The organism is Nocardiopsis tropica, assembly GCF_042660575.1.
GTDB classification, from domain to species: domain Bacteria; phylum Actinomycetota; class Actinomycetes; order Streptosporangiales; family Streptosporangiaceae; genus Nocardiopsis; species Nocardiopsis tropica.
On the sequence record NZ_JBHSUF010000006.1, the window covers coordinates 208,132 to 231,945 of the forward strand.

Annotated in this window: 24 protein-coding genes; 11 read left to right on the forward strand and 13 right to left on the reverse strand. The window is 75.5% G+C overall.

Annotated features, from left to right (window positions below; genetic code table 11):
• Window positions 1-95: 95 nt before the first annotated feature.
• Complete coding sequence (locus tag ACFQBR_RS11890; protein ID WP_344183156.1) at window positions 96-404, reverse strand: hypothetical protein; 309 nt, start codon at window positions 402-404, stop codon at window positions 96-98.
• Between the two features lie 478 nt (window positions 405-882).
• Between ACFQBR_RS11890 and ACFQBR_RS11895 the strand changes: the two genes are divergently transcribed.
• The gene (locus tag ACFQBR_RS11895) at window positions 883-2,094 is read left to right on the forward strand and encodes an FAD-dependent monooxygenase (protein WP_344183158.1); all 1,212 of its coding nucleotides are present in this window, start codon (window positions 883-885) and stop codon (window positions 2,092-2,094) included.
• A gap of 69 nt (window positions 2,095-2,163) precedes the next feature.
• Here ACFQBR_RS11895 and ACFQBR_RS11900 read toward each other — a convergent pair whose 3' ends face one another.
• From ACFQBR_RS11900 to ACFQBR_RS11925, 6 genes are all read right to left on the reverse strand, one after another.
• Entirely contained in the window at window positions 2,164-2,574 is a 411-nt protein-coding gene (locus ACFQBR_RS11900) for a spore-associated protein A (protein WP_344183160.1), read from the reverse strand.
• A gap of 183 nt (window positions 2,575-2,757) precedes the next feature.
• Window positions 2,758-3,552, reverse strand: coding sequence for an SDR family NAD(P)-dependent oxidoreductase (locus ACFQBR_RS11905; RefSeq protein WP_344183162.1), 795 nt, complete (start codon window positions 3,550-3,552; stop codon window positions 2,758-2,760).
• A 29-nt stretch (window positions 3,553-3,581) separates the two neighbouring features.
• Window positions 3,582-4,907, reverse strand: coding sequence for an MFS transporter (locus ACFQBR_RS11910; RefSeq protein WP_344183164.1), 1,326 nt, complete (start codon window positions 4,905-4,907; stop codon window positions 3,582-3,584).
• A gap of 90 nt (window positions 4,908-4,997) precedes the next feature.
• Window positions 4,998-6,428: an FAD-dependent oxidoreductase gene (locus tag ACFQBR_RS11915; RefSeq protein ID WP_344183166.1), complete on the reverse strand. Its 1,431-nt coding sequence runs from the start codon at window positions 6,426-6,428 to the stop codon at window positions 4,998-5,000.
• Window positions 6,421-7,254 carry an SDR family NAD(P)-dependent oxidoreductase gene (locus tag ACFQBR_RS11920; RefSeq protein WP_267948700.1) on the reverse strand — a complete coding sequence of 278 codons (834 nt, stop codon included), beginning with the start codon at window positions 7,252-7,254 and terminating at the stop codon, window positions 6,421-6,423. Before ACFQBR_RS11920 ends, ACFQBR_RS11915 begins: the two co-directional genes overlap by 8 nt.
• 57 nt (window positions 7,255-7,311) lie before the next feature.
• Window positions 7,312-7,725, reverse strand: coding sequence for a nuclear transport factor 2 family protein (locus ACFQBR_RS11925; RefSeq protein ID WP_344183168.1), 414 nt, complete (start codon window positions 7,723-7,725; stop codon window positions 7,312-7,314).
• Window positions 7,726-7,843: 118 nt separating this feature from the next.
• On the opposite strand from ACFQBR_RS11925, the gene ACFQBR_RS11930 reads away from it, so the two are divergent.
• The gene (locus tag ACFQBR_RS11930; RefSeq protein WP_267948698.1) at window positions 7,844-8,548 is read left to right on the forward strand and encodes an IclR family transcriptional regulator; all 705 of its coding nucleotides are present in this window, start codon (window positions 7,844-7,846) and stop codon (window positions 8,546-8,548) included.
• A gap of 205 nt (window positions 8,549-8,753) precedes the next feature.
• Window positions 8,754-9,770 carry an SRPBCC family protein gene (locus ACFQBR_RS11935; RefSeq protein WP_378553233.1) on the forward strand — a complete coding sequence of 339 codons (1,017 nt, stop codon included), beginning with the start codon at window positions 8,754-8,756 and terminating at the stop codon, window positions 9,768-9,770.
• 186 nt (window positions 9,771-9,956) lie between these two features.
• Here ACFQBR_RS11935 and ACFQBR_RS11940 read toward each other — a convergent pair whose 3' ends face one another.
• The gene (locus tag ACFQBR_RS11940; protein WP_344183173.1) at window positions 9,957-10,457 is read right to left on the reverse strand and encodes a hypothetical protein; all 501 of its coding nucleotides are present in this window, start codon (window positions 10,455-10,457) and stop codon (window positions 9,957-9,959) included.
• A gap of 450 nt (window positions 10,458-10,907) precedes the next feature.
• Between ACFQBR_RS11940 and ACFQBR_RS11945 the strand changes: the two genes are divergently transcribed.
• On the forward strand, window positions 10,908-12,131 hold the full coding sequence (locus tag ACFQBR_RS11945; protein ID WP_344183175.1) for a PucR family transcriptional regulator: 1,224 nt from the start codon (window positions 10,908-10,910) through the stop codon (window positions 12,129-12,131).
• Window positions 12,132-12,156: 25 nt separating this feature from the next.
• Here the strand turns inward: ACFQBR_RS11945 and ACFQBR_RS11950 are convergent, their stop codons facing one another.
• A complete protein-coding gene (locus ACFQBR_RS11950) occupies window positions 12,157-13,122 on the reverse strand; it encodes an LLM class F420-dependent oxidoreductase (protein WP_344183177.1) in 966 nt (321 codons plus the stop codon).
• 284 nt (window positions 13,123-13,406) lie between these two features.
• Between ACFQBR_RS11950 and ACFQBR_RS11955 the strand changes: the two genes are divergently transcribed.
• The 4 genes from ACFQBR_RS11955 (at window position 13,407) to ACFQBR_RS11970 (ending at window position 16,659) form a co-directional block, all read left to right on the forward strand.
• A complete protein-coding gene (locus ACFQBR_RS11955; protein ID WP_267948693.1) occupies window positions 13,407-13,937 on the forward strand; it encodes a YbhB/YbcL family Raf kinase inhibitor-like protein in 531 nt (176 codons plus the stop codon).
• Between the two features lie 224 nt (window positions 13,938-14,161).
• A complete protein-coding gene (locus tag ACFQBR_RS11960) occupies window positions 14,162-15,271 on the forward strand; it encodes an ATP-grasp domain-containing protein (protein WP_344183179.1) in 1,110 nt (369 codons plus the stop codon).
• A complete protein-coding gene (locus ACFQBR_RS11965) occupies window positions 15,268-16,074 on the forward strand; it encodes an inositol monophosphatase family protein (protein WP_344183181.1) in 807 nt (268 codons plus the stop codon). Before ACFQBR_RS11960 ends, ACFQBR_RS11965 begins: the two co-directional genes overlap by 4 nt.
• A 114-nt stretch (window positions 16,075-16,188) precedes the next feature.
• The gene (locus ACFQBR_RS11970; RefSeq protein WP_344183183.1) at window positions 16,189-16,659 is read left to right on the forward strand and encodes a DUF1707 SHOCT-like domain-containing protein; all 471 of its coding nucleotides are present in this window, start codon (window positions 16,189-16,191) and stop codon (window positions 16,657-16,659) included.
• A 94-nt stretch (window positions 16,660-16,753) separates the two neighbouring features.
• Here ACFQBR_RS11970 and ACFQBR_RS11975 read toward each other — a convergent pair whose 3' ends face one another.
• Window positions 16,754-17,248: a DUF3145 domain-containing protein gene (locus tag ACFQBR_RS11975; RefSeq protein ID WP_267948689.1), complete on the reverse strand. Its 495-nt coding sequence runs from the start codon at window positions 17,246-17,248 to the stop codon at window positions 16,754-16,756.
• A gap of 478 nt (window positions 17,249-17,726) precedes the next feature.
• Between ACFQBR_RS11975 and ACFQBR_RS11980 the strand changes: the two genes are divergently transcribed.
• The 3 genes from ACFQBR_RS11980 (at window position 17,727) to ACFQBR_RS11990 (ending at window position 21,177) form a co-directional block, all read left to right on the forward strand.
• The gene (locus tag ACFQBR_RS11980) at window positions 17,727-18,338 is read left to right on the forward strand and encodes an RNA polymerase sigma factor (RefSeq protein ID WP_344183185.1); all 612 of its coding nucleotides are present in this window, start codon (window positions 17,727-17,729) and stop codon (window positions 18,336-18,338) included.
• Entirely contained in the window at window positions 18,335-18,769 is a 435-nt protein-coding gene (locus tag ACFQBR_RS11985) for a hypothetical protein (protein ID WP_267948687.1), read from the forward strand. Before ACFQBR_RS11980 ends, ACFQBR_RS11985 begins: the two co-directional genes overlap by 4 nt.
• 299 nt (window positions 18,770-19,068) lie before the next feature.
• Window positions 19,069-21,177: a CHAT domain-containing protein gene (locus ACFQBR_RS11990; protein ID WP_378553242.1), complete on the forward strand. Its 2,109-nt coding sequence runs from the start codon at window positions 19,069-19,071 to the stop codon at window positions 21,175-21,177.
• Between the two features lie 61 nt (window positions 21,178-21,238).
• Here ACFQBR_RS11990 and ACFQBR_RS11995 read toward each other — a convergent pair whose 3' ends face one another.
• The 3 genes from ACFQBR_RS11995 to ACFQBR_RS12005 form a co-directional block, all read right to left on the reverse strand.
• Entirely contained in the window at window positions 21,239-21,892 is a 654-nt protein-coding gene (locus ACFQBR_RS11995) for an MBL fold metallo-hydrolase (RefSeq protein ID WP_267948686.1), read from the reverse strand.
• Window positions 21,893-22,007: 115 nt separating this feature from the next.
• Window positions 22,008-22,829 carry an enoyl-CoA hydratase-related protein gene (locus ACFQBR_RS12000; RefSeq protein ID WP_267948685.1) on the reverse strand — a complete coding sequence of 274 codons (822 nt, stop codon included), beginning with the start codon at window positions 22,827-22,829 and terminating at the stop codon, window positions 22,008-22,010.
• Between the two features lie 355 nt (window positions 22,830-23,184).
• Window positions 23,185-23,760, reverse strand: coding sequence for a DUF5998 family protein (locus ACFQBR_RS12005; protein WP_267950289.1), 576 nt, complete (start codon window positions 23,758-23,760; stop codon window positions 23,185-23,187).
• Between the last annotated feature and the right edge of the window lie 54 nt (window positions 23,761-23,814).

Here is a 23,814-nt window from a genome sequence, read left to right on the forward strand (position 1 = left end):
CCTACCCCCGACTACTCCTTAATCGGGGGAAACAAGCAGACAAAGCAGGCGTATTGGAAATGCTTAATTTTGCCGCTTTGTCCGGTCTCCGCGGGTCAGGCCACGGAGAAGCTGAACAGGCCGCTGGGCGGGGCGTGCCAGCCCCGGTCGGGGGCCACGGTCACCCCGGGCCCCAGGCACCGCGTCCCGGCGTGGAGGCGCACGTCCGCGTCGGTCAGGTTGACCAGGACGTGGGCCGTCCCGGGGAGGCGCACGCAGCTTCCCGAGGCGGGGTCGGAGTAGCGCACGAGATCCTCGAACTCGGTCGTGAAGACCACGACCTCACCGGTCGCCGCATGTGCGGGAGAGGCACCCAGGAGGACACTGCCCAGGAGCGCCGCGGCCACGGTGGACGAAAACTTCATTCCACCATCCTTTCTGATTTCATGTGCGTTTCACGGAGGCGGCCTCCTCGCCCGGGGAGGACGCGGAGGTTCGCCGGAACGATCTTCTCCGAAACCCTCGCCCGGCACAACCGGAATGCCGAAAGGCATTTTCGGCCCACCGGACGACCGTGGATAGAAGCATCACGACGCGGATACATAAAATCAATAAATACAATCTTATGATGACGAAACGGACCCGATCCGGCGCCTTCTCCGACCCTGCGGGACCGGGGCCCTCGGAGCTCGCGGAAGTCCCGGCCGGCGGCCGCCCGGCACGTGTGCCCCGCCCGGAGGGGCGCAGGCCTCCCGGCCCCCGCGGCGCCCTCCGCTCCCGGCGGTGTGCACCGTCCGGACGGTACGGTTCCTCTGTGGAGCTCCACGGCCCGTGGACGGCTCCCACACGCAGCGGGCGAGGCGGACGGGTCCCCCGCCCTCGCCCCCGACCCGGAGGATTCGAGTGCCGATCAGGAACAGGAACGTGCTCATCGCGGGCGGCGGGGCGGCCGGTCCCGTGCTCGCCCACTGGCTGGCCCGGCACGGGTTCGCGCCGACGGTCGTCGAACGCGCGCCGGAGCCGGCCGCGGGCGGCCACCTCGTCGAGGTGTCCCCGCAGGGGATGGGCGTGCTGGACCGGATGGGCGTGGGCGAGAGGGTCCGGGCCGAGGGCGGGCCCCTCCCCGACGTGCACTCCTACATCAGCGGGCGCGAACGGCCGATCGTGCTGCCGCAGGGGCACGTGGGCGCGGTCGCGATCAGGAGCGGGAACCTGTCCCGCCTCCTGCGCGACCGCGCGGGCGAGGGCGTCGAGTACCTCTTCGGCGACTCCGTCACCTCCCTGGACGAGGACGCCGACGGCGTGGACGTCGGCTTCGCGCACGCGCCCGGGCGCCGCTTCGACCTGGTGGTGGGCGCCGACGGCCCGGACTCCCCCGTCCGCCGGCTGGTGTTCGGCTCCGACGCCGACGGACAGGTCGAGCACCTGGACGCCAACCTCGCCGCCTTCGAGATCGACAACCACCTCGGCGTCGGCGACGTGATGATGTGCCGCGTGTGGCCCTACCGGGGGTGCGTCGTCACGACGTTCCCCGGCAACGACCGGCTGGAGGTGGAGTTCCTGATGCGCAACAGGACCCCGGCCGCTCCGGCCGAGATGGACATGGAGGCGAGGTACCGCTTCCTGGAGGAGGTCTACGGGGAGGACGGCTGGGAGGTCCCCGGCCTGCTGCGGGCCATGCGCGGGGCGGACGTGCGCCTCGCGCCGTCGACCCAGGTCAGGCTGGACGTGTGGAGCAGGGGCCGGACCGTCCTGGTGGGCGACGCGGCCCACGCGGCGGACCCGATGGCGGGCCAGGGGACGGCCCTGGCCCTGATGGGCGCGACGGCGCTGGCCGGGGAGCTGGTCTTCGCCGAGGGCGACCACGAGCGCGCCTACTTCTCGTACGAGGCGTCCATGCGCGGGACGGTGCGGGAGGCGCAGAGCCTGGGGTCCGCCCTCACCAGGGACTACGCGCCGGAGGGCAGCAGGGGGGAGGTGTGGCTGCGCGAGCGGGCCGATGCCGCCCTGCTGCTGGGCAGCCGCCTCATGGCCCAGTACGGCGCACGGTCCGGCTACGAGTACGTGGGCGACGGCTTCCCCGCCGACCGCTACGCGCGCATCCTCTCCCCCTGACCGGACCCCGGGGGACCCGCCCGGCCCGGACCGGCGCGGTGCGCCCCGCCGGTCCGGGCCGGGCGCGGGTCAGCCGCAGTTGGTGGCGGGCAGGGTGATCGTGGCGTTGCCGATCGTGCCGCCCCAGTTCATGCAGTACCCCGCTCCGCTGCGGTAGACCGGCCCGGCGTAGGTGGTGTAGTTCCCGGAGTCGCGCACCCAGGCGCTCTCCCCCGTCCTGCGGACCATGGCCTCCATGTGGGTGGCGGCGCCGGGGTTCGTGCGCACGGTCACCACGCAGTTGTAGCCGTTGGAACTGTTGTAGGTCAGGAACGCGGTCCCCCGGTTGTCCGGGAACTCGATCCTGTTGACCACGGCGTACCCGCTGCCGCAGGCGCCGTTGTAGGCGGCGGCCGCGGCCGGGGCGGCCGAGAGGAGCGAACCCGCGGCGACGGCCGCGCAGAGCACGCTCGTGGCGATGGTTTTCCGGAGCTTGTCCATGTCACTTCCCCGCATCTTTCGCGCCGGGTCCGGCGCGGGGGACATCGTCTCCGGGACGGCTTCCGTTCCCCTTCTCATCCGCTTGCGTCCGGTCCTCCGTCCGGCGGGCGCGGCCGGGCCGTGCCGGAGGACCGGCGGCCCCGCGCGGACGGCCGGGGCGGGCGGGGCCGGAGCGGTGTGCGGTCAGCGCGCCCCGCCCTCCCGCAGGGCGCCGGTGATCCGGTGGTAGAGGCCCCCGGAGGTGAGGCCGCCGTCCACGACCATCTCCGCGCCCGTGACGTAGCGGGACGCGTCGGACAGCAGGAAGAGCACGACCTCGGCGATCTCGTCCGCGCCGGCGACCCGCCCGGCGGGCACCGAGCGCAGGCTCTCGTCGACGAAGTCGTCCGACCCGGAGCGGAGCAGCGGCGTGTCCACCAGGCCGGGGTGCAGGGAGTTCACCCGCACCCCCGCCCCGGCGAACTCCAGGGCGCCGACCTTGCTCAGCCCGCGCACGCCCCACTTGCTCGCGCCGTAGCCGGCCGCGAAGTAGCCGGTCATGCCCGCGACGGAGGACACGTTGACCACCGAGGCCGAACCGGATCCCCGCAGCAGCGGAGCCGTGTACTTCATCCCGTAGAACACGCCGGACAGGTTGATGTCGACCACCCGCCGCCAGTCCTCGTCGGCGGTGTCCTCGATCCCGAAGCGGTGGCTGACCCCGGCGTTGTTGACGAGGCCGTCGAGCCGCCCGTCCTCCCGGCCGATCCGGTCGCGCAGCTCCCGCCAGCCCGCGGGGTCGCGGACGTCCAGGCGCGCGGACCGCGCCGAGCCCCCCTCCGCGCGGATGCGGGCCGCGACCTCCTCCCCTCCCTCCTCCGCGAGGTCGGCCACCCAGACGCGCGCCCCCTCGGCGCCCAGCGCCAGGGCCTCCGCCCTTCCCATGCCCCCGGCCGCACCGGTCACCAGGACGGTCCGTCCGGCCAGTCCGTGCTTCATGTCAGCTCCTTCCTCGGTGTGCCCCGTACTCAGTCGACGCGCAGCTCGGTGCCGCGTGTCTCGGCGACGAAGAAGACCGTCACCAGGGTGATCAGGGCGGTCAGGACGAAGTAGGCCGCGGGCGCCAGCGGTTGGCCGGTCGCGCCGATCAGCCAGGTCGCCACGAACGGCGCGGTGCCGCCGAGGACCGTGTTGGTCACGTTGTTGCCGAGCGCGATCCCGCTGTAGCGGGTGGAGGCGCTGAGCATCTCCGCGTAGGTGACGAACGAGGCCCCGTTGACGACCGAGACGCAGACGAACAGGACCGACTGCCCGACGACCGCGGCCCAGGCGGGGCCGGCGGCCATCATCATGAACATCGGGAACCCGAGGAGCGTCGCGCCGACGCTCCCGATGAGGATGACCTTCTTCCGGCCGATCGTGTCGGCCAGGTAGCCGGAGAGCGGGAGCGTGGCCGCGCCGACCACCATCGCCACCGCGGTGGAGGCGAAGGCCAGCCGCGACGAGTGGCCGGCCGTGGTCTGGAGGTAGGTGGCCGCGTACACCGAGACGATGTAGTACCCGCCGGTGATGACCGCGCCCAGGCCGATGATCTTCAGCACCGACCGCCAGTTGGTCACCAGCAGGGTCTTGACCGGTACCTTCTTCGTCTCGCCCTGGTCGGCCAGCTCCTTGAACTGCGGGGTGTCGTCGAGGTGGCTGCGGATGTACAGGCCGATCACGCCGATGGGGAGGCTGAGCAGGAACGGGATCCGCCACGCCCAGTCCAGCATCTGCTGCTCGGTGAACAGCGAGGTGGCCGCGAGCGCCACCAGCGCGGCGAACAGCGATCCGAGGTAGGTCCCGGAGTTGACCAGCGAGGTCTGGGTGGCCCGCCAGCGGGTGGGGGCCGACTCCGCGACGAACGCGTTGGCGCCGCCCAGCTCGCCGCCCGCCGCGAACCCCTGCACGCAGCGGCACAGGACCAGCAGGGCGGTCGCCCACACGCCCAGCGTGACGTAGGTGGGCAGCAGCCCGATGACGGCGGTGGCCGCCACCATCAGGAGGATGGTCCACGACAGGGCCCTCTTGCGCCCGTACCTGTCCCCGATGTGTCCGAAGAGGATGCCGCCGGGCACGCGCATGAAGAACGCGACGGCGAAGGCGGCGAACGTGCCCAGGAGCGCCGCCGTCGGATCCTCCGAGACGAAGAAGAGCATCGCCACGAAGGTGGCCATGTACCCGTAGATGCCGAAGTCGTAGTACTCGACGACGGTGCCGATGACGGCCGCCCGGATGACCTTCACCCGGGACTGGAAGCCCCCGTCGGCGTGCGTCGTGCCCGGTCCGTCCGCGGACCTGTGGTCCAGTGGCATGCTGCCTCCTCGGGCAGGGTCGGACCGGGGGCGTGCGGGCCGCCCGGTCCTGGTGGTTCAGGGGGGAAGAAGGGGGGTGCGGCGCGGGGGTCAGCCCCGGGCCGCCGCCCCGCGGCCGGCGATGCGGCCCATGGTGATCGCGTTGGCGACGGCGTTGCCGCCGCCGACGTAGCGCAGTCCGAGGACTCCGGCCCCGGCCTCCCCCGCGGCGAAGAGCCCGGGGATGGCGCGGCCCTCGCGGTCGCGCACGGCCGCCCGGGGGTCGATCTCCATCCCGGCGTGCGTGCAGACGAGTTCGGTCGGGAGGAGGAGTGCCGCGTGGAAGGGCCCCTCCCCGATGGGGTCGGGGTCCCCCTGGCCCTTGTCCCGCAGGCTGAGGTGGCGCAGGAAGCGCTCGTCCTCCCCGTGCGGGAGCTGGGTGTTCCAGGCGTCCACGGTGGCGCGCAGGGCTCCGGGCGGCACCCCCATCAGTCCGGCGAGCCCCTCCAGGGTGTCGGCCCGCAGCGTCCTGCCCGCGTCGGCCTCCTCGGTGACGCGCTCCGGCGTCCAGTCCGCGTAGCCGGAGGGCAGGGAGGCCCTGGCCCTGTCGTCGAAGACGCACCAGACGGGGCCGTCCTGGGCGTCGATGACGCCGGTGGAGACCGCGTAGGACGCGTCCTCGTCCATGAACCGCCGCCCGGCCCTGTTGACGTACACCCGCGAGACGGGCGGGAACCCGGACTGCCAGTGGTGGTACCGCTGGAAGTAGGCGGTGGGCAGGCGCAGCCCCCGGCCCGCCCCGGTGACCGAGGCCCCGACCCCGTCCGCGAAGCGGATGTGGTCGCCGCGGCTCCCCGGGGCGGCGACGACGAACGCGTGCTCGCCCGCCTCCAGCGCCGCGGGGTAGTACTCCCGGAGGAGCCCGGGGTCCCGGGTGAGCCCCCCGGTCGTGACCACGACCGCTCCCGCGCGGACCTCGACGCCGTCGGCGACGACGCCGACCACCCGGCCGTCCTCCGCCAGGAGCCGTTCGACCCGGGTGTTGAGCACGGTCTCGACACCGTGCCGGCGGCAGGCGGCCGCCAGCACCTGGACCAGGCCGAGGCCCTGGTCCCTGGGGACGTGGCCGCGCCGGACGTCCTCGACGCCGGCCCGGCACAGGCCGGGCATGTGCGCGTTCGTGGAGATCCGCGCGGGGATCTCCACGCCCAGTCCGATGAGCCATTCCAGGGTGGGCCCCGCGTTCTCGCAGAAGGCGCGGACGAGCCCCGGTTCCAGCATCCACTGGTTCAGGTCCATGTAGTGCTGGTAGAACCGCTCGGCGGTGTCCTCCACTCCCGCGCCGCGCTGGACGCTCGTGCCGGCGGCGGTGAACAGCCCGGCGGAGAGCTGGGTCGACCCGCCGAGTTCGGTCTCGGCCTCGAACAGCAGCACGCCCGCACCGGCCTCCGCCGCGGTGGCCGCCGCGGCGAGCCCGGCCCCTCCGCCTCCGACGACAACGACGTCGACGGTCTCCCCCTCCCCGGTGGCCGGCTCAGACATGGCGCGATCCCCCGTCCACGGCGATGCTGTGCCCGGTCACGTAGCGGCTGCTGTCGGAGAGCAGGAACAGCAGGACGCCGACGACCTCCTCCGGGGAGCCGACCCGGTGCAGGGGGACGTCGTCGAGGGCGGCGGCGAGCGCCTCGGGGTCGTCCTGGAGCCAGCGGGTCATCTCGGTGTCGATGAACCCGGGGGCGATGGCGTTGACGCGGATGCCCCGGTCCCCGAGTTCGACGGCGAGCGACTCCGTCAGGTGGGCGACGGCGGCCTTGGAGGCGCAGTAGGCCGCGCGGCCCCGGCGCACCCGTACCGCGGAGACCGAGGACATGTTCACGATGGCGCCGCCCGGCCCCATGTGGCGGGCGGCCGCCTGGGCCCCGTGCAGGACTCCCTTGACGTTGACGTCGAGGACGGCGGAGACCTGGTCCGCGGAGATGTCCCCGACCAGGGCGTACGGGAAGACCCCGGCGTTGTTGACCCAGTAGTCGAGGGAGCCGGTCCCCCGGACGGCGGCGAGGGCGAGCTCGTCCTGCTGGGCCGGGTCGGCGACGTCGACGCGGTGGGCGGCGACCCGCCCCGGCCGGACGCCGCCCGGCCTCCCGGCCAGCTCGCGGTTGATCTCGTCGGCGGTCCGCTCCATCCCGGCGTCGTCGAGGTCCGCGCCGACGACGTCGACCCCCCGGGCGGCCAGCGCCGCCGTGAAGGCGCGGCCCATGCCGCGCGCCGCGCCGGTGACGACGGCGGTGCGCCCGGCCATCTCGGGGTGGACGGCCTCCATGGGTCGGTCGACGACGCGTGCGGGACCGGTGCCCTCGTGCTGGGTCATGGGATGTGCCTTTCGGTGGATGTGCGGGGGTCTCTCGGCGGGAGGGGCCGGGGCAGGTCAGGCGGTGTCGTCGCGCCGGACGTCGCGGCGCGCGACGCGCCAGTCGTCCCCGTGCCGGACGAGCCGGTCGTGGAGCGCGGTGAGGCGCAGCACCCGGGTGCCGCCGGCCACACGCGTCGCCATGACCTGGAGGTAGGCGCTGACCCGTGCCTCCTCCGCCTCCAGGGACTCCACGTACACGTTGGTGACCACGTGGCGGCGCACCTCTCCCCCGGCCCGGGCGTCGCGGGCGAAGTCCCGGGCGAAGTCGCGGAGCGGCGTCCGGCCCACGACGGGGGCCGGATAGGTCGGGGAGTGGAACTCGCCGTCGGGGGTGAAGGTGTCCGCCCACCCCCCGGCGTTCCCGGAGTCGATCAGGTGGGACTGGCGCGCGTAGAGCTGGTGGATGCCGGTGACCTGCGTGCCGTCCATGAACCCCTCCAAGGCGTGCGATAATCGCACTAGGCGTGCAATTAAAAGTCAACGTATGTGTCCCACGTCACCGACGTCAAGAGGCGGGGGTGTATGTTCGCCCTGCGAGAGGAGCCCGATGCCCACCACACCGGCCCCACAGCCGGACCCACGGACGTCCAAGACCCTGCACAACGGGATCGAGGTGCTCGAACTGCTCAGCCGCAGCCCGCACGGGCTGTCGGTGACCGAGGTCGCCGAGGGGATCGGTGTGCACCGCACGGTCGCCCACCGGCTGGTGCGCACCCTGGAGGAGCACCGGCTGTGCAAGCGCGACTCCTTCAAGCGGATCACGCTCGGCCCCGGACTGGTCGCCCTGGCCGAGTCCGTCGAGGTCGACCTCCGGGAGGTCGCGAGGCCGGTCCTGGCCGACCTCGCGGAGGCGCAGGGCGCCACCGCGCACCTGGTGGTGCCCGAGGGCGAGGACGAGGCGCGCGCTCTCATGGTCGTCGAACCGCGGCACGCCAGGGCGCACATCGCCTTCCGCACCGGCCGGGTCGACCCCCTCGGCAAGGGCTCCGCCGGACTGGCCCTGCTGTCGGCCATGCCCCCGCGCCCGGGGGAGCGGGAGGAGGTCTCCCTGGCGCGCCGCCGCGGCTACGCGGTCTCCCACGCGGAGGTGACCAACGCCGTCACGGGGGTCTCCGCCCCGGTGGTCGGCCCCCGCGGCGCCCCCGTGGCGAGCATCGGGATCTCGGTGCTCGAACTGGACGACCCGGCGCCCTTCGGCGAGGCCGTGGTCGACGCGGCCCGGCTGATCGCCGGCATGCTGCACCTGCCCTGACCCCCGGCCCCGGGGCGGTGCGGAGGGCCGGCCGCGGCGGAGGGGTCCGCCCCCGTGCCCCGGACGGATCGCCCCGGCTCCGCGCGGTGCGTACGCTGGCGGCGTCGGCGGATTCCGGAGGACGGGTCCGCCGGCCTGTCGACGGACCCCGGGCACGGCCCGCCGGGGCCCACCCCTCCCCCAGGGCCCGAGTGGAGACCGCCCCGTGAGGATCAGCACCGAGTTCACCGTGAACGCGCCGGTCGGGCGCGTGTGGCGCCTGCTCACCGACGTGGAGGCGGTGGCCCCGTGCGTGCCCGGCGTGAGACTGACCGGCGTCGACGGCCCCCTGTACTCCGGTGCGGTGCGGGTGAAGGTCGGCCCGCTCGTGGCCGCCTACTCCGGCACCGCCCGTTTCACGGAGCTGGACGAGGGGGCGCGCCGTGCGGTGGTCGAGGCGTCCGGGCGGGCCAGCCGGGGCGCGGGAGGCGCCTCGGCGACGGTGACCGCGCGGCTGCGGGCCGAGGCCGGGAGGACGGTCGTCGGCGTCGACACCGACCTGGTCCTCACCGGCCGGTTCGCCGAACTGGACGCCGGCACGGTCAGCGCCGTGTCGGCCTCACTGGCGGCGCGCTTCGCCGCGGCCCTGGAGGAGAAGTACGGCTTCGCCCCCGCCGGGCCCGGGAGCACGGAGGCGGCCCCTCCGGCCGTCCCCGACGCACCGCAGGACGCCGCTCCCGGTGTGCCCCGCGGGGCGGCCGGACCCGGGAACACGGAGGCGGCCGGGCCGGAGGGGGCCCCGGAACCCCTCGGCGCCGGACCGGAGGAGCCGCCGGAGGCCGGCCGGAGCAGGGAGGACGCCGGGACGGGCGCGGCCGGCGGGGCTGCCGGAACACGGGAGACCTTTCGGGCGGACCACGCCTTTCCGGACGCGGCCAGAAAAAGAGCGACAAAAAACCCCGAGCCCTCCGCTGGGGAGGAACAGCGCTCCGACCAGGAAGAACACGGGAACTCCGCCCCCCGCCCCGCTGCCTCCGGGGCCGGGGAGGACTCCGCGGAACCCATCGTGTCTGGTATCACAGGCGATGTGACCGGTGCGCAGAAGTTCCCCGACCATGCGGATATCTCCCCCTCGGCCCCGGCGGCCTCCGCCGCGGGGGCCGTCGCCGACCGGCTCTGGCCGCTCCTGGCCGTGGTGGTCGTGGCGGGCGGGATGATCCTGGGCTACGTCCTCTTCACCTGAGCCCGCGCCTCCGCGGCCCCGGCTCCCCGTTCCGCGGTGGGGCCGTCCGGGCCTGCTGCCCGTCCGGGAACCCCGCTCCCGGGAGCGCCCGGCGGACCTTCGGCGGCGGGCCGGGGCGGGGCGGGACCCCGCGGCCCGGGACGGTCACCGCGCCCGGCCGCGCCCCGCGTCCCCCGGGACCGTTCCTCAGGCTCCGCCCAGGGCCGTGCCGGGCAGCCGGGTGGCCAGCCACTGGTCGTCGGAGTCCTGGCGCATCTCCAGGACTCCGGGGTCGTCCTCCCCCGGGAAGACCAGGGTGACCGTGGCGATCGGGGTGTCCCCGTCCAGGTCGGTCCCCATCACGGCGTCCCCGACCTCGGCCCCCTCCGCGTCCGGGAGGGACTCGGCGTAGGCGGGGAAGGCCTCGGCGCAGTCGGCGCCCCCGTGCGCCTCGACCAGCACGTTCCGGGCGGCGGGGTCGATCAGGGCGCAGCCCGCCTCGCCGTCGACGGCCTGGAGCGAGGCGACGAACCCCCCGGCAGCGCGCAGGGCGTCGGCCTCGGTGTCGGCGTCCGGCGCCGCGTCCCCTCCCGCCCCCGCGTCCGTCTCCTCCGTCTGCCCGGCGGCCTCCTCCTGCTCCTCCCCTCCCGCGCAGGCCGTCACGGCGAGGAGCAGGGCCAGGGGCAGGGCGGGCAGCAGCCGTCGCATGGGGGGCCTTCCGAAGGGGGCGGGCGGGGCGTCCGCACCATTGTTACCGCATCCACCCGTCCGGTGACCACCGGTGCGCACCGCCGGGTTCCCGGCGCCATCCGGGCAGGGCGCGGTCCTCCCGCCCCGCCCGCCCCCGCGAAGGCGCACCGCCGACGGGCCCGTCCGGGTCCCCCGGCGCTCCGCGCCCCGGGCGGACGCGCGGAGGGCGCGCGACGCGGACGGGCCCCGGAGGGCGGACGGGGAAGGCCCCGGACCGGGCGCCGCCGGCCTCCGGCGGCGCCCGCCCCCGCGGGGGCGGGGTTGTCCGCGCGTCCGGGCTCTGGTGATATGGAACCGTGTGGTACCCGTCACCGCGTCGGGTCCCGCCGAGACCCGTACTTTCTGGCGCACAGAGCACGCGCGGGCGTGCCACGGGCGGCTCCGCCGCGCGTCCGCGCCGGAGGTGACATGACCCATCCACTGCGGGAGGGCCGCGGGACGGAACCGTTCTCGCGGATCCCGCCGGAACTCGGCGCGCGGCTGCGCGCACAGGTCCCCTCCCTCGTCGAGGAGGCCCTGGAGGACCTCCGGCGCAGGTCGCGTGAGCACTCGGCCCCCCTGGGGCCCGCCGACGCCGAGAGGCTGCGCCGGGCGCTCGCGGCCGGTGTGCACGGCTTCCTGGACCGGGTGGAGGTCGGCGGCCCCTCCCCCGTGCTCGCGGACGCGCTGGCCTCGGAGTTCCGGGCGCTGGGCGCCGCCGAGGCACGGCACGGGCGCACCCTGGAGTGCCTGCACACGGGGATGCGCGCGGCGGCCGCCGTGGCGTGGCGGAGGCTCGCCGCCGCGGACGCCCTCACCCGCGAGCACATGGGCGTGGTGGGCGAGGCGATCTTCGTGTTCCAGGAGGAGGTCTCGGGCGCCGCCGCCGAGGGGCACGCCCGGGTGCGCGGCGCCGGCGCGGACGCCCTGCACCGGCGCAGGGTCCGCCTGCTGGAGGCGCTGCTGGCCGAGACGGGCACGGAGTACGACGCGCGGGCGGTGTCGGCGCTGGCCGGGGCCGCCCGGTGGCGGGCCCCCGGGCGGGTGGCCGTGGCCCTGCTGCTCCAGGACGGCCCGGCCGGCCGGACGGCCGCCCTGCCCCCGGACGTGCTGGCCGACCTGGACCGGGCGGAGCCGTGCGCGCTGGTGCCCGATCCGGAGGGGCCCGGCAGGCTGCGGTCGCTGGAGCGCTCGCTGCGCGGGGCCGACGCGGTGCTCGGTCCGAGCGTCCCCCTGGACCGGGTGCCCGTGTCGCTGGCGCGTGCCCGCGACCTCGCCGAGCTGGTGAGGACCGGGCTCGTCAGCGGCGGGGGCGTGCTGCGGTGGAGCGACCACCTCCCCGCCCTGCTGCTGACGCGCGACCCGGCGCTGGTCGGCGAGATGGCGCGGACCCGGCTGGCCCCGCTGGCGGGGCTCCGCGCGCCGCAGCGCGAGCGTATGGCCGACACCCTGCTGGCCTGGCTGGAGTCGGGGCTGAACGCCAACGAGGCGGCGGACCGGCTGCGCATCCACCCCCAGACGGTGCGCTACCGGATGCGCCGGCTGGAGGAGCTGTTCGGCGAGCGGCTGCGCGACCCGGCCGAGCGCTTCGAGCTGGAGCTGGTGCTGCGGGCGCGTGGCCTGCTCGGCCCCCTGGCGGAGGGCGGCGGGTAGAGCCCCCGCCGCCCGGGCGCTCCGGTCAGTCCCCGGGGGCCAGGGCCCGCACGAGGGCCGCCGGGTCCGCGGACGCCTGCCCGATCGGGGCGAGCACCGGGGTCGTCACACCGTTGTCCGCGTAGGCCCGCACGCGCTCGCGGCAGTACTCGGCGGGACCGTGCACGATCAGCTCGTCCACCACCGGGTCGGGGATCGCGGCCAGGGCTCCCTTGCGGTCCCCCTCGTCCCACTTGCTCCACATCGGGTTCAGCTCCTCGCGTCCCAGCCACTCGTGGAAGGCCCGGTACACGGGGACGTTGAGGTAGGCGGCCACGGCCCGCCTGCCGATCCCGCGGGCGGTGTCCGGGTCGGTGTCGGGGGCGACGAAGATCCTGGCCACGATCTCCTTGTCCTCCCCGGCCCCGCGGACGTACGGGGCGACCGTGCGCACGTCCTCGGCCGAGAGCCAGTTGACGACGGCGCCGTCGCCCTCGCGGCCCGCGAGCCTGAGCATGCCCGGCCGCAGGGCCGCCACCAGCAGCGGCGGGGCCTGCTCGGGAACCGCGCCGAGGGTGAAGCCCCGGACGCTGAACGTGTCGTAGTCGGCCGTGACCTTCCGGCCGGTGAGCGCGGTCCGCAGGAACCGCACGGTGTCGCGCACCTTCTTGTACGGCTCGTCGAACGGGATGGAGTTCCAGCGTTCCACGATCACGTTGGAGGAGGTGCCGATCCCCAGGGCGAACCTGCCCGGCGCCGCCGCGGCCATGGTCGCCGCGCTCATCGCGAGGGTGGCGGGGCCGCGCGTGTAGGCGGGCACGATCGCCGTGCCGAGGCGCAGCGCGGGCGCCCAGACGCTGGCCAGGGCCAGCGGGGTGAACGCGTCGGTGCCGGCGGCCTCGGCCGACCACACGTCGGTGTACCCCAGGTCCGGCATCTGCTCGACGACGGCGCGCTGGTCGGGCAGCGGGACGCCCTCCAGCGGGATGGTGATGCCCCAGCGAGTGGTCATGGCGACTCCCTGTCGGTGTCCGGGGACCGGCTCGGGTGCGTTCCCCCGTGTCGACAAGCACCGTACCGCCCGGTCGGTTTGTTGTCTGCGCCCCCTCCCCGCCATCCGCGGGGGCGGGCCGCGCGGCCCCCGCCCCGGCGGGCTCCCCCTTCCGGGGCCGGCCGACACGGGGCCGCGGCCCGCAGCGGGCACGGCCGCCGGGGCGTATGTTCGTAGGATCCGCCCTCCGGGCCCGCCCAGAGGGCGGAGGCAGCCGACCCAGACGAACGAAGGAGGCCCCTTCCGTGGCCACGCCACCCTCCCCCTACGACTTCCTGCCCCAGGTCGCGCCGTTCACCGTGACCAGCGACGACGTCGCCGACGGGCAGACCCTGCCCACCGCCCAGGTCAGCGGGATCATGGGCGCCGGAGGCGAGGACGCCTCGCCGCACCTGGCCTGGAGCGGCTTCCCCGAGGGGACGCGGAGCTTCGCCGTCACCTGCTTCGACCCCGACGCGCCCACCGCCAGCGGCTTCTGGCACTGGGCCGTGGCGAACATCCCCGTCGGGGTCACGGAACTGGCGACGGGCGCCGGTGACGGTTCCGGACTCCCCGAGGGAGCCGTCACCCTGCGCAACGACGCCGGCGGCCACCGCTACGTGGGCGCCGCTCCGCCCGCGGGGCACGGACCGCACCGCTACTTCTTCGCGGTGCACGCGGTGGACGTCCCCCGCCTCGACGTGGACGGGTCGGCGAGCCCGGCCTTCCTCGGCTTCAACCTGTTCTCGCACGCGATCGGCCGCGCCCTCGTCACACCGGTGTACGAGCAGGAGTAGGTCCGCGGACGGATCCCGCGTGAACCCGAGGGGGCGGTCGGCGCGACACGGCGCCGACCGCCCCCGGCCCTTTCCTCCCGGGGGCTCCTGATACACGCGCAACCCGCCCGTCCGGTTGTCCCGGCAACCGGATTCGGCCAATCACGGGCTTCCCGGCGCCTCGCGGTCTAGGCTCGGGCTGTCCCCCGGCCCGCCTCCCGAACACGCTTGGAAGGGTGCAACCGGTGCCACAGCAGACGCCGAGCAGACCGACCGTCGTCGTCACGACAGCGGGGTCCGCTCCCACCCCCGGCACCATCCTCCACCTGCGGGAGCAGGGGTTCCGTGTGGTGGCCACCGACATCGACCCCGCCGCTCCCGGCCTGTACCTCGCCGACCGCGGCCACCTGGTCCCGCCCGGGGACAGCGAGGCGTTCCTGCCGCGGATGAGGGCCCTGTGCGCCGAGGAGGGGGCCGTCGCGATCGTCCCGCTCGTGGACGAGGAGCTGATCCGGGCCGGCGAGCTCTCCGGGGACGGCCTGTCCGTGCTCCTGCCCCGGCCGGAGTTCGTCGCCGCCTGCCTGGACAAGTACGTCCTCATGCGGGAGCTGGAGCGCGCCGGCATCGGGACCCCCCGCACCTGGCTCGCCTCGGAGCGGCCCTGCGCGCCGGAGCCCGCCGCCCCGGACGGCCTCGTCGTCAAACCGCGCAGAGGGCGCGGCAGCCGCGGGGTGACGGTCGTCGAGTCGGTCCGCGACGTGGCACGGGCCGTGGCCGAGAGCGGCTACGCGGCCGACGAGCTCATCGTGCAGGAGCGGATCACCGGACCGGAGTACACGGTCTCGGTGGTGGTGTGGCGCGACGGCGCCGTCCAGGCCGTCGTGCCCAAGGAGGTCCTCCTCAAGCAGGGGGTCACCAGGTACGCGGTGACGCGGCGCCACCACGAGGTGGCCCGGACCTGCCGGGCCGTCCAGGCCGCGATGCGCGCCGACGGACCCTTCAACGTGCAGCTGGCCCTGGACGGGGCGGGCCGCCCGAGGGTCTTCGAGATCAACCCGCGCTTCTCCTCGACGGCGGCGCTGACCGCGGCCGCCGGGGTGGACGAGATCGCCGGGCTGCTCCGGCAGGCCGTCTCCGGCGGCCCCAGGCTCACCGACGAATGGTGTGAGGGCGTGGCGATGGTGCGGCGGTGGACGGACGAGTTCATCAGCGAGGCCGGCTTCGCCTCGCACGGCCTCTCCCCCGCCCAGGCGGGCACGCGCGCCCCCGGACCGCGGGGGACCACCGCACCGCCGGAGCCGCCCGGGGGGCCGGCTCCGGCCGCCGTCCCCGTCGCCCCGGCGCGTGCGCGATGACCCCCGGTCCGTACCCGAGCCCCTCCCACCCCCTGTCGGAGGCGATGGCCGAGGCGGTCGTGGCGGTCGGCGACCGGCTCCGCGCCTGGCGCTCCGACCCGGCCGCGCGCGGCGGGACCTGGGACGGGGACCAGTTCAAGGCCGGGGCCGACGCCCTGGCCCACCGGGCGCTGTCGGAGCGCCTGGCCGCGATCGACGGCCGCATCCCCGTGGTCAGCGAGGAGGACCCCGCGTCGCTGCGCCGGGAGCGGCCGTCCCGGTACTGGCTGATCGACCCGGTCGACGGGACGGCGAGCTACGCGCACGGGTTCCCCGGGTACGTCACCCAGGCCGCGCTGGTGATCGGGGGCCGGCCGGAGGTCGCCGCGGTGTTCGCACCGGAGTCGGAGACCCTGTACACCGCCGTGCGCGGGCAGGGCGCGCGCCGCGACGGGCGCTCCCTCCCCCCGCTCGAAGCCGCCCCGCCCGGGCGGGGCGTGCTCACCGACAACACCCCCGAGCCCCGGGGGATCGCCCGCCGGGTCCGGGAGCACTTCGGCTACGGCGGGTACCTGGAGAGCGGGAGCATCTCCCTGAAGCTGTGCCTGATCGCCGACGGATCGGCGCACCTGTTCGTCAAGGACGTGCCGGTGCGCGACTGGGACGTGGCCGCGCCCGCGCTCGTCCTGGAGGAGGTGGGCGGTCTGGTCACCCGTCTGGACGGCTCCCCCTTCGGGTACCGGGGGCCCTACGAGCACACCGGCCTGGTCGGCGGCGCGGACCCCTCCACCTGCCGCGCCGTCGCCCGCTGGCTGGCCTCCTGACCTGCGGTTCGACAGGACCCCGCAAGGCGTCTCAACGAGTGGCGCGGATCCCTTTTCCCCGCCGGTCGTGGCGCGTATCGTGTGGTCACCAACTCGCGCCTCTGGGGGTGGGAAGTGGAAGGCCGAACTCTGCCGCCGAACCGGATACGCGCCTCGGACGCCGAGCGCGACCAGGCGGTCGACCGCCTCACCGTCGCGTTCGTCGAGGGCCGCCTGGACCACGAGGAGTACGACCGCCGGGTGGGCCTGGCCCTCACCGCGGTGCTCGTCGGCGACCTGCGGCCGCTGACGGAGGACCTCCCCGACCCCGGTCCGGGGACGCCCCGCGCGACTCCGCGCCGCGATCCCCGGTTCCGCGAGGCGCCCTCGGGGGGCGACCTGTCCGTCCTCTCCCTGCCCCGGCGGGAGTGGGGGGACGAGTGGCGCTGGTGGACGGGGGTGGCGGTCACCCTCACCGGCGTGTGGGGGACGGTCAGCCTGATGGGCGGCGAACTCGTGCCCTACTGGCCGCTGGTGCCCCTGGGGATCTGGGCCGCCGTCCTGCTGGCCTCGGTCATCTGGCCCGGCGGGGAGGAACCCCCCTGAGACCGCTCCGGCGTCCGGGCGCGCGCCGGGACGCGGAGGGGGCACGGGCCCGCACCCGCCCCGGCGCGCGCGGCGCGGCGGGCCCGGTCCCGGGTCAGCCCACGGCGTGGAGCCAGCGGACGGGCGCGCCGTCGCCCGCGTAGCGGAACGGCTCCAGCTCCTCGTCCCACGAGCGCCCGGTGAGCAGTTCGATCTCGGCCGCGAGGTCGGTCCCGTCGGCGGCGGCACGCTCCATGGCGTGGCGCAGCCGTCCCTCGGGCACGAGGACCTCGCCGGCGGCACTGGTGACGGCGGTGAACATTCCGAGCGACGGCGTGTAGCTGTAGCGCACGCCGTCGCACCCGGGCGACCCCTCCTCGGTCACCTCGAAGCGCAGGCGCTGCCATTCGTTCAGCGCCGAGGCCACCGCGCCCGCGGTCCCCGGCTTCCCCTGCCAGTTGAGCTCGGCCCGGTGGTTGCCGGGGGCCGCCGGTTGGGCGACCCAGTCGAGTTTCACGGGTACTCCAACGACGCCCGCGACCGCCCACTCGACATGTGGGCACAGCGCCGCCGGCGCGGAGTGGACGTACAAGACGCCACGTGCGGACACCGAACCTCCTGATACGAACGAGTGCGCTTCCCCGACGCCCTCGTACCACGAGAAGGTTGCATACCCGCCTGAATACTTTTGCCCCATTGTGCCCCAAGGGCACCCTGAGAACCAGCTCACCAGCTGGTATTTTCCAGCGTTCCCCTCCCGGACCGCGACCCCAGGGATTAGCGTGGGCCACGGACGAGCAGGGAGTCCGATCATAGTGGGGGCGGGTTTGTCAGACCAGTCGCACGAGGACATCCGTGGCACCCAGGCATCTCCTCAAACCGTACTTTCGACCCCTTCGGGGGAGGAAGCCCCCCTCCTGTTGTCGGTTTCGGCCAGAACCGGCCCCGCTCCCGCCCGCGCCGAACCGCCCGGCCCCGGCCCCCTCCCCCCGGACCGCGCGCCCACCGGCCCCGCCCCCGCCGACGGGCCCGCCGCCCGTACCGGAGGAGGACGGCCCCCTCCCGCCCACGGCGCCGGTCCCCCGCACGTGACGGCCGACCGGTCCCCGCGGGACGCCTCGGGCGAGCCCCCGGACGGGTCGGCGGAGGACGCCGACCTGGTGCGGCGCGCGCTGCGCGGCGACCACCTCGCCTGGGAGGGGATCGTGGACCGCCACCTGCCGGTGGTGAACGCCATCGCCCGCTCCTACCGGCTCTCCGGCCCCGACCGCGAGGACGCCGTGCAGACGGTGTGGCTCACCCTCAACCAGCACCTGCCCCGCCTGCGCCACCCCGGGCGGCTCCGCGCCTGGCTGCGCCGGGTCGCCCACCGGACCTGCGCCCGCCAGCGGCGCACCGGGTCCCTCGACCGCGCCGTGGACCCCCACGACCTGGCGGCCCTCCCGCTCGCCGGGGCGCCGGACCCCGAGACGGAGTACCTGCGCGGGGAGCGCGACGAGGAGCTCCACCGCGCGATCCGCAGCCTCACCGACCCGGCCGAGCGGCGCGCCGCCCTCGCCTACCTCGCCGACCCGCCCGGCCCCGCCGGCCGGACCGCGCGCCCGGAGGGGGGCGACGGCCCCGCGAACCCCCGGGCTGCCTCGAACCAGCGGCGCCGCGTGTTCCGCAGACTCCGCCGCCTCCTGGAGGAACCCACGTGAGGAACCGTCCCGACACAGGCCCCGCCTCCCGGCCCCCGCACGCGGAGGACGGGAGGGCCGCCGCCCTGGCGGCCTTCGACCGCTCGGACGACGCGGCGGACCTGGCACGGACCCGCGCGGACACGGTCCCGGCCACCGAGGCGGCACGCTCGGAGGACGGCGCCGTGACCGCCGCGCTGCGGTTCGAGCACGGGGGCGTGGCCGTGGACCTCCAGGTCCGGGCGCACGGGCGCACGCGCTCGCTGTCCGGACTCGTCACCGGGGACTTCGAGCACGCCGTCCTGCGCGTGCGCCGACCCGGAGCCACCGCCAGCCCGACGGTGGGCGAGGACGGCCGGTTCTCCCTGGACGGGCTGCCACGGGGGCCGATCAGCCTGTCCCTGCTCAGGACGGGGCGCCCTCCGGTGGTCACCGCCTGGTTCACCGTGTGACGACGGGCCGGGGCCGACCACCGTGACGACGGACCGGAGCCGACCACCCGGAACAGGACGCTCCGAACCCGGATTGGGGACGCGCGCGAACCCGCTCCCCTTCGTCCGCACCCGCACCGCTTCGTCCGTTTTCGCTCCCCCCGGTTCGTCCACAGCGGCGCGGACACCGTTCCCCCGCGGACTCCGACCCTGCTATCACTGGTTCCGGCCCGCCCCTCGGCGAAAGGCAGCCGGTCGTGTCCCTCGGTCCACCGACGTCCCCCTCCGCCTCCCCTCCCTCGCTCCGGCCCGGCGACCGCGTGTCGCGCTCCGGAGGCTCCCTCCTCTCCCGGGTCACCCACGGGGTCCGGCTCGCCCAGGACGGCAGGTTCGAGGAGACCGTGGACCTCCTCACCGACACCCGCCTGCGCCTGGACGGCCATCCCGTGTCCGAGGCGGCCCAGGTGGTTCCCGGGCTCCTCGTCAACCTGGGCCTGGCGCAGATCCTGTGCGGCCGCTTCGACCGGGCCGAGGACCAGTTGCGCGAAGCCCTCTCCCTCGCCGAGGAGCGGGGGCTGCCCCTGCTGGGCATGGTGGCCGGCCAGAACCTGGGCTGCCTCAGCCTCTACCGGGGCGACGCCTCCGCGGCCATCGCGGCGTTCCACGCGCTCGCCCCGCACCTGCCCTCCTCCCGGAGGGAGGCCCTGCACGTGGACCTCGCGGAGGCGCTGCTGGCCGAGGGGCTGGTGGAGGAGGCCGCGGAGGTCCTCGCGGACGGCCCCTGGGCGGGCGGGGGGTCGTCATCGGCGAGCACGCTGTTGGTGGAGGCCAAGCTGTGGCTCCTGCGGGGCGACCACCGCCGCGCGGCGGAGCTGGCCCGCCGCGTCCGCCGCGGTTTCGGCAGGGGATCGCTCTGGCACCGGCTGGCTGCCCGCCTGGAGCACAGGGCCCTGCGCGAGGCCCGCCACCGCCCGCTGTCACCCGTCGAGCGGGCCGAGAACGCCCTGGCGGCGAGGGTCCCGCTGGCCGTCACCGCGCGGGGCGCGCCGACCGCCCGGCACGGGGCGCCGGCGTCGCCGGCCCGGGCGGGCGGGCCTGCCGCGCCCCGGTCGGACGGGCCGGTCGAGGACCCGCACGTCGTGCGGGCGGGGCTGGAGAGCGCCCTGGCCGCCGGGGACGCGTCCGCCGCCGTGGAATGGGCTGAGCTGGCCCGCACCTGGGCCGTGCCGCGCGTGCCCGGTCCCCTGGCGCACGCCCCCGGGACGGCCGCGCTGGCGGACGGGTACCGCGAGGCACTGGTCCACGACCGGGACGCGGACGCGGCGGCCCGCCTCTGGGAGTCGGAACGCTGGCGGGCCCACCACGCGGCCCGGGCCGCGGGAGAGCCCGGCGACGCCCCGTTCCCCCGGCAGGCCGGGAACCGGCGGCGGAGCCGACCGCCCCGTACCGCCCCCGCACCGCATCCGGGCTCCCCGGAGCGCGCCGACCGCCCGCGCCCCGTCACCGGCCCCCTCCTGGAGCGGCTCGGGGACAGGGCGTTCCTGCGGTACACCAGGGCCGCGGGGGACGCGGTGGTGCTCGTCGCGGTGGCCGGGCGCGTACACGCACGCGTCCTGGGCCCGCTCCCCCGGGTGGCGCGGGCCCTCTCCCGGTTCGTCCACCCGCTCCTCGTCCCCGGCCGCCCGCCCGGCGCGACGGCGCGCGAGGCGGCCGCCCTCGCCACCCGGGCCCTGCTCGGCCCCGCCCTGCCGCTGATCGGGGACCGGCCGCTGGTCGTGGCCAGCGACCCCTTCCTGGGCGACCCGCCCTGGGGCATGCTGCCGGCGCTGCGCGGACGCCCCGTGAACCTGGTGCCCACCGCCCGCTTCTGGCTGGACCGCCGACGGGAGCCCGGTCCGGGCGCTCCCCGCCCCGGGCGCGTCCTCCTGGTGGCCGCTCCCGAACCCGGCGGAGCCGTCCGCGAGGTCTCCCGGCTGGCGGACCTCTACCCGGGGGCGCGGGTGCTCGCCGGCGACCGGGCCAGGCGCGGGGAGGTGCTGGCCGGGATCGGGCGGGCCGACCTGGCGCACGTGGCCGGGCACGGGCGCGTACCCGACCGCTCGCCCATGCTGGCCTCCGTCGGCCTCTCCGACGGTCCGATGCTCGCCTGCGACCTGTCGGCCCTCCCGCGTGTGCCGGACACCGTGGTCCTGTCCACCTGCTGGAGCGGCAGGGACTTCGCCGGACGGACGGGCGCTCCGCTGGGGTTCGCCGGCGTCCTCCTGGCCGCCGGGGCCCGCACCGTCGTGGCCAGCCCCGTCCCCGTGGGCGACTCCGGGACCGGCGAGGCCATGCGCCGCTTCCACCGCGCCCTGGTCGGCGGCGTGCCCGCGCCCGAGGCGGTGGCCGTCCACCTCGGGCGGGCAGGCTTCTGCTGCTTCGGCGCCTGAGCCGCGCCGCGGGGCAGTGCGCCCCGGGGCCGACGGCCGCCGCTCCCCCGCGGGGGCGCCCTCACCAGCCGCGTTCGCGCCACTCCCCGAGGTGGGGCCGCTCGGCGCCCAGGGTGGTGTCGGCGCCGTGCCCGGGGTAGACCCAGGTGTCGTCGGCGAGCGCTCCGAACACGCGCTCCTCCACGTCCCCGAAGAGGGTGCGGAAGTCCTCGTCCGACCACGTGCGGCCGACGCCGCCCGGGAAGAGCGAGTCGCCCGTGAAGAGGTGGGTGCGGCCGTCCGGGTCGTCGTAGCGCAGGGCGACCGACCCGGGCGTGTGCCCGCGGAGGTGGATGACGGTGAGGGAGCTCTCGCCGACCGGGACCCGGGTCCCGTGGACGACGGGCTCGTCCACCGACACCGGGAGCTCCTCCCCGTCGTCGGGATGGGCCACCGTCCGGGCCCCGGTCTGGCCGACCACCTCCGCGAGGGCCGTCCAGTGGTCCTGGTGGCGGTGGGTGGTGATCACCCGCGCGAGTCCGCCCTCGCCGACCATGTCCAGGATCCGGTCCGGCTCCGCGGCGGCGTCGATGAGTACCGCCTCACCGGTGGAGTGGCAACGCAGCAGGTAGGCGTTGTTGTCCATCGGGCCGACGGTGAGTTTGCTGATCGTCAGGTTGGTCAGTCGTCGCAGGTCGGCGGGGCCGCCGACCCTCGTATCTCCGGAGTAGCTCACCCGACCATTGTGGCCTGCCGGGGGGAGCGGGCGCACCCGGCCCGCGCATGCCGGACGGCCGGCGGTCCGGACGCCCCGCCTCACGGCCGGGGTCCGCCCCCGTCCCTGGCATCCGCTACCGCGCCCACCGGGGGGCGCGCTTCTCGAAGAAGGCCGCCCGCCCCTCGGCGGCGTCCTCCCCGGAGAAGAACTCGGCGGACAGCTCGCCCATCCGCGTGAACGCCTCCTTGCGCCGTTCGGGTGCGGCCAGCGCTCCCGAGCCGAGCTCCCCCAGGAGCTCCTTGGTGCGGGACAGCGCGCGCGGGGCCGCCCCCCTCAGCCCCTGGAGGACCGCGTCCACGGCGTGGGCCATGTCGCGGTCGGGGACGGCCTGGGTGAGCAGGCCCGCCTTGGCCGCGGCCGAGGCGTCGAACAGCTCGCCGGTGAGGAAGTAGCGGCTCAGCTGGCGCGAGTGCATGCGCGCGGACACCGGCACGGAGATGACGGCGGGGACCACGCCGATCCGCACCTCCGTGAAGGCGAAGGTGGCGCTCTTGGGGGCGAGCGCGATGTCGGCGGCGGCCACCAGCCCGATCCCCCCGGCGCGGGCTGCGCCGTTGAGGACGGCGATCACCGGTTTGGGGGCGCCCATGACCTGCTCGAAGATCTCGGGGAGTTCGGGGGCCGGCTCGGTCGGGGCGCCCTGGAGCGCCGCCGCGACCTCCTTCAGGTCGGCCCCCGCACAGAACACGGGGCCCGTGCCGGTGAGCACGATCCCCCGCACCCCGTCGTCGGCCACCGCCTCGGCGAGGGCCGCGGACAGTTCGGAGCGCAGCCGCGCGGAGAGCGCGTTGCGGTTGCCGGGGGAGTCGAGGGTGACCGTGGCGATGGCGCGGTCGACGGACAGGCGCACCAGGGGGGCGTCGTCCGGGGGCATCGGGGACGGGTGCTGCGTCATCGCAGGCTGACCTTTCTCCGTGTCCATCCCCGCGTGCGCGGAGAGGGGGTGAACCGCGCGCGGACCTGTCGGACCCGGCGCGCGTACGCAGGCGGTTCGTGACCGGTCGCGTCTCGCTTGTGGCGGTATGCGCGAATCCGCTTCCACCTTAGACGGACCGATCGCCGAGGCACCACGCTTCGTCACGCCCGGTTCGTTAAGTCCCCGTCACACCCCGACGCGGGAGTGTTACACGAACCGGCGGAGCCGGCCCTGCGCCGTCGCCGACCGGCGCCCCCGGCCCCGCACGCACTCCCGGGGGCGCGGACCGGGCCGGTCCGCGCCCCCGGGAGGACGGCCCGTCCCGCCCTGCGGGTCAGCGCGTGGTGGCCGTGGACAGGGCCTCGGCGAAGTGCATCATCGCGGAGACCGCCGCGGCGCCGTCGGCGGCCTCGCTCACCCGCAGTGTGAGGGGCTCCGCCGTGATCGCGCCGGTGTAGCCGTGGTCGAGCTCGCACGTCTCGTCGGCGCAGGCGGCCGGTTCGAGGTCGATGTTGGCGACGGCGCCCCAGTTGACCGACAGGTTGACGCTGAGCACCAGTTCGCTCGGCAGGCTGCCCGGGGTGTACTGGGCCGGGTTGGGCACCACCCTGGTCAGGGCGACCGACTGGATGTTGCCCATCTGGATGCTGTCCGTCGTGGTGGACGCGTGCGAGGTGCCCTCCGTCTCGTTCGGCGGGTGCTCGTCCGTGTGGCACACCACGAGCCGGGTCGCGGTCAGCAGCATCACGGTGATGTGCCGCCGCATCTCCATCGCCGGGTCGAAGGTCGCCTCGTGGTGCACGATGAACGCCTCGGCGCTCTCGCCGCCCAGGGCCTGGGCGACGGCGTCGATCACCAGCGCGGGGTAGTACCCGCTGCGTTCGATCTCCAGTCGCCAGTCCGTGGACACGGCACGTGTTTTCCTCATACCCCTATCCTGCCCCTTTCCCGTGACACTTCGCGA

Coding starts and splice junctions, on each gene's coding strand:
- ACFQBR_RS11890 (WP_344183156.1), bottom strand. CDS start 404: ATGAAGTTTTCGTCCACCGTGGCCGCGGCGCTCCTGGGCAGTGTCCTC.
- ACFQBR_RS11900 (WP_344183160.1), bottom strand. CDS start 2,574: ATGGACAAGCTCCGGAAAACCATCGCCACGAGCGTGCTCTGCGCGGCC.
- ACFQBR_RS11905 (WP_344183162.1), bottom strand. CDS start 3,552: ATGAAGCACGGACTGGCCGGACGGACCGTCCTGGTGACCGGTGCGGCC.
- ACFQBR_RS11910 (WP_344183164.1), bottom strand. CDS start 4,907: ATGCCACTGGACCACAGGTCCGCGGACGGACCGGGCACGACGCACGCC.
- ACFQBR_RS11915 (WP_344183166.1), bottom strand. CDS start 6,428: ATGTCTGAGCCGGCCACCGGGGAGGGGGAGACCGTCGACGTCGTTGTC.
- ACFQBR_RS11920 (WP_267948700.1), bottom strand. CDS start 7,254: ATGACCCAGCACGAGGGCACCGGTCCCGCACGCGTCGTCGACCGACCC.
- ACFQBR_RS11925 (WP_344183168.1), bottom strand. CDS start 7,725: ATGGACGGCACGCAGGTCACCGGCATCCACCAGCTCTACGCGCGCCAG.
- ACFQBR_RS11930 (WP_267948698.1), top strand. CDS start 7,844: ATGCCCACCACACCGGCCCCACAGCCGGACCCACGGACGTCCAAGACC.
- ACFQBR_RS11940 (WP_344183173.1), bottom strand. CDS start 10,457: ATGCGACGGCTGCTGCCCGCCCTGCCCCTGGCCCTGCTCCTCGCCGTG.
- ACFQBR_RS11945 (WP_344183175.1), top strand. CDS start 10,908: ATGACCCATCCACTGCGGGAGGGCCGCGGGACGGAACCGTTCTCGCGG.
- ACFQBR_RS11950 (WP_344183177.1), bottom strand. CDS start 13,122: ATGACCACTCGCTGGGGCATCACCATCCCGCTGGAGGGCGTCCCGCTG.
- ACFQBR_RS11965 (WP_344183181.1), top strand. CDS start 15,268: ATGACCCCCGGTCCGTACCCGAGCCCCTCCCACCCCCTGTCGGAGGCG.
- ACFQBR_RS12000 (WP_267948685.1), bottom strand. CDS start 22,829: ATGACGCAGCACCCGTCCCCGATGCCCCCGGACGACGCCCCCCTGGTG.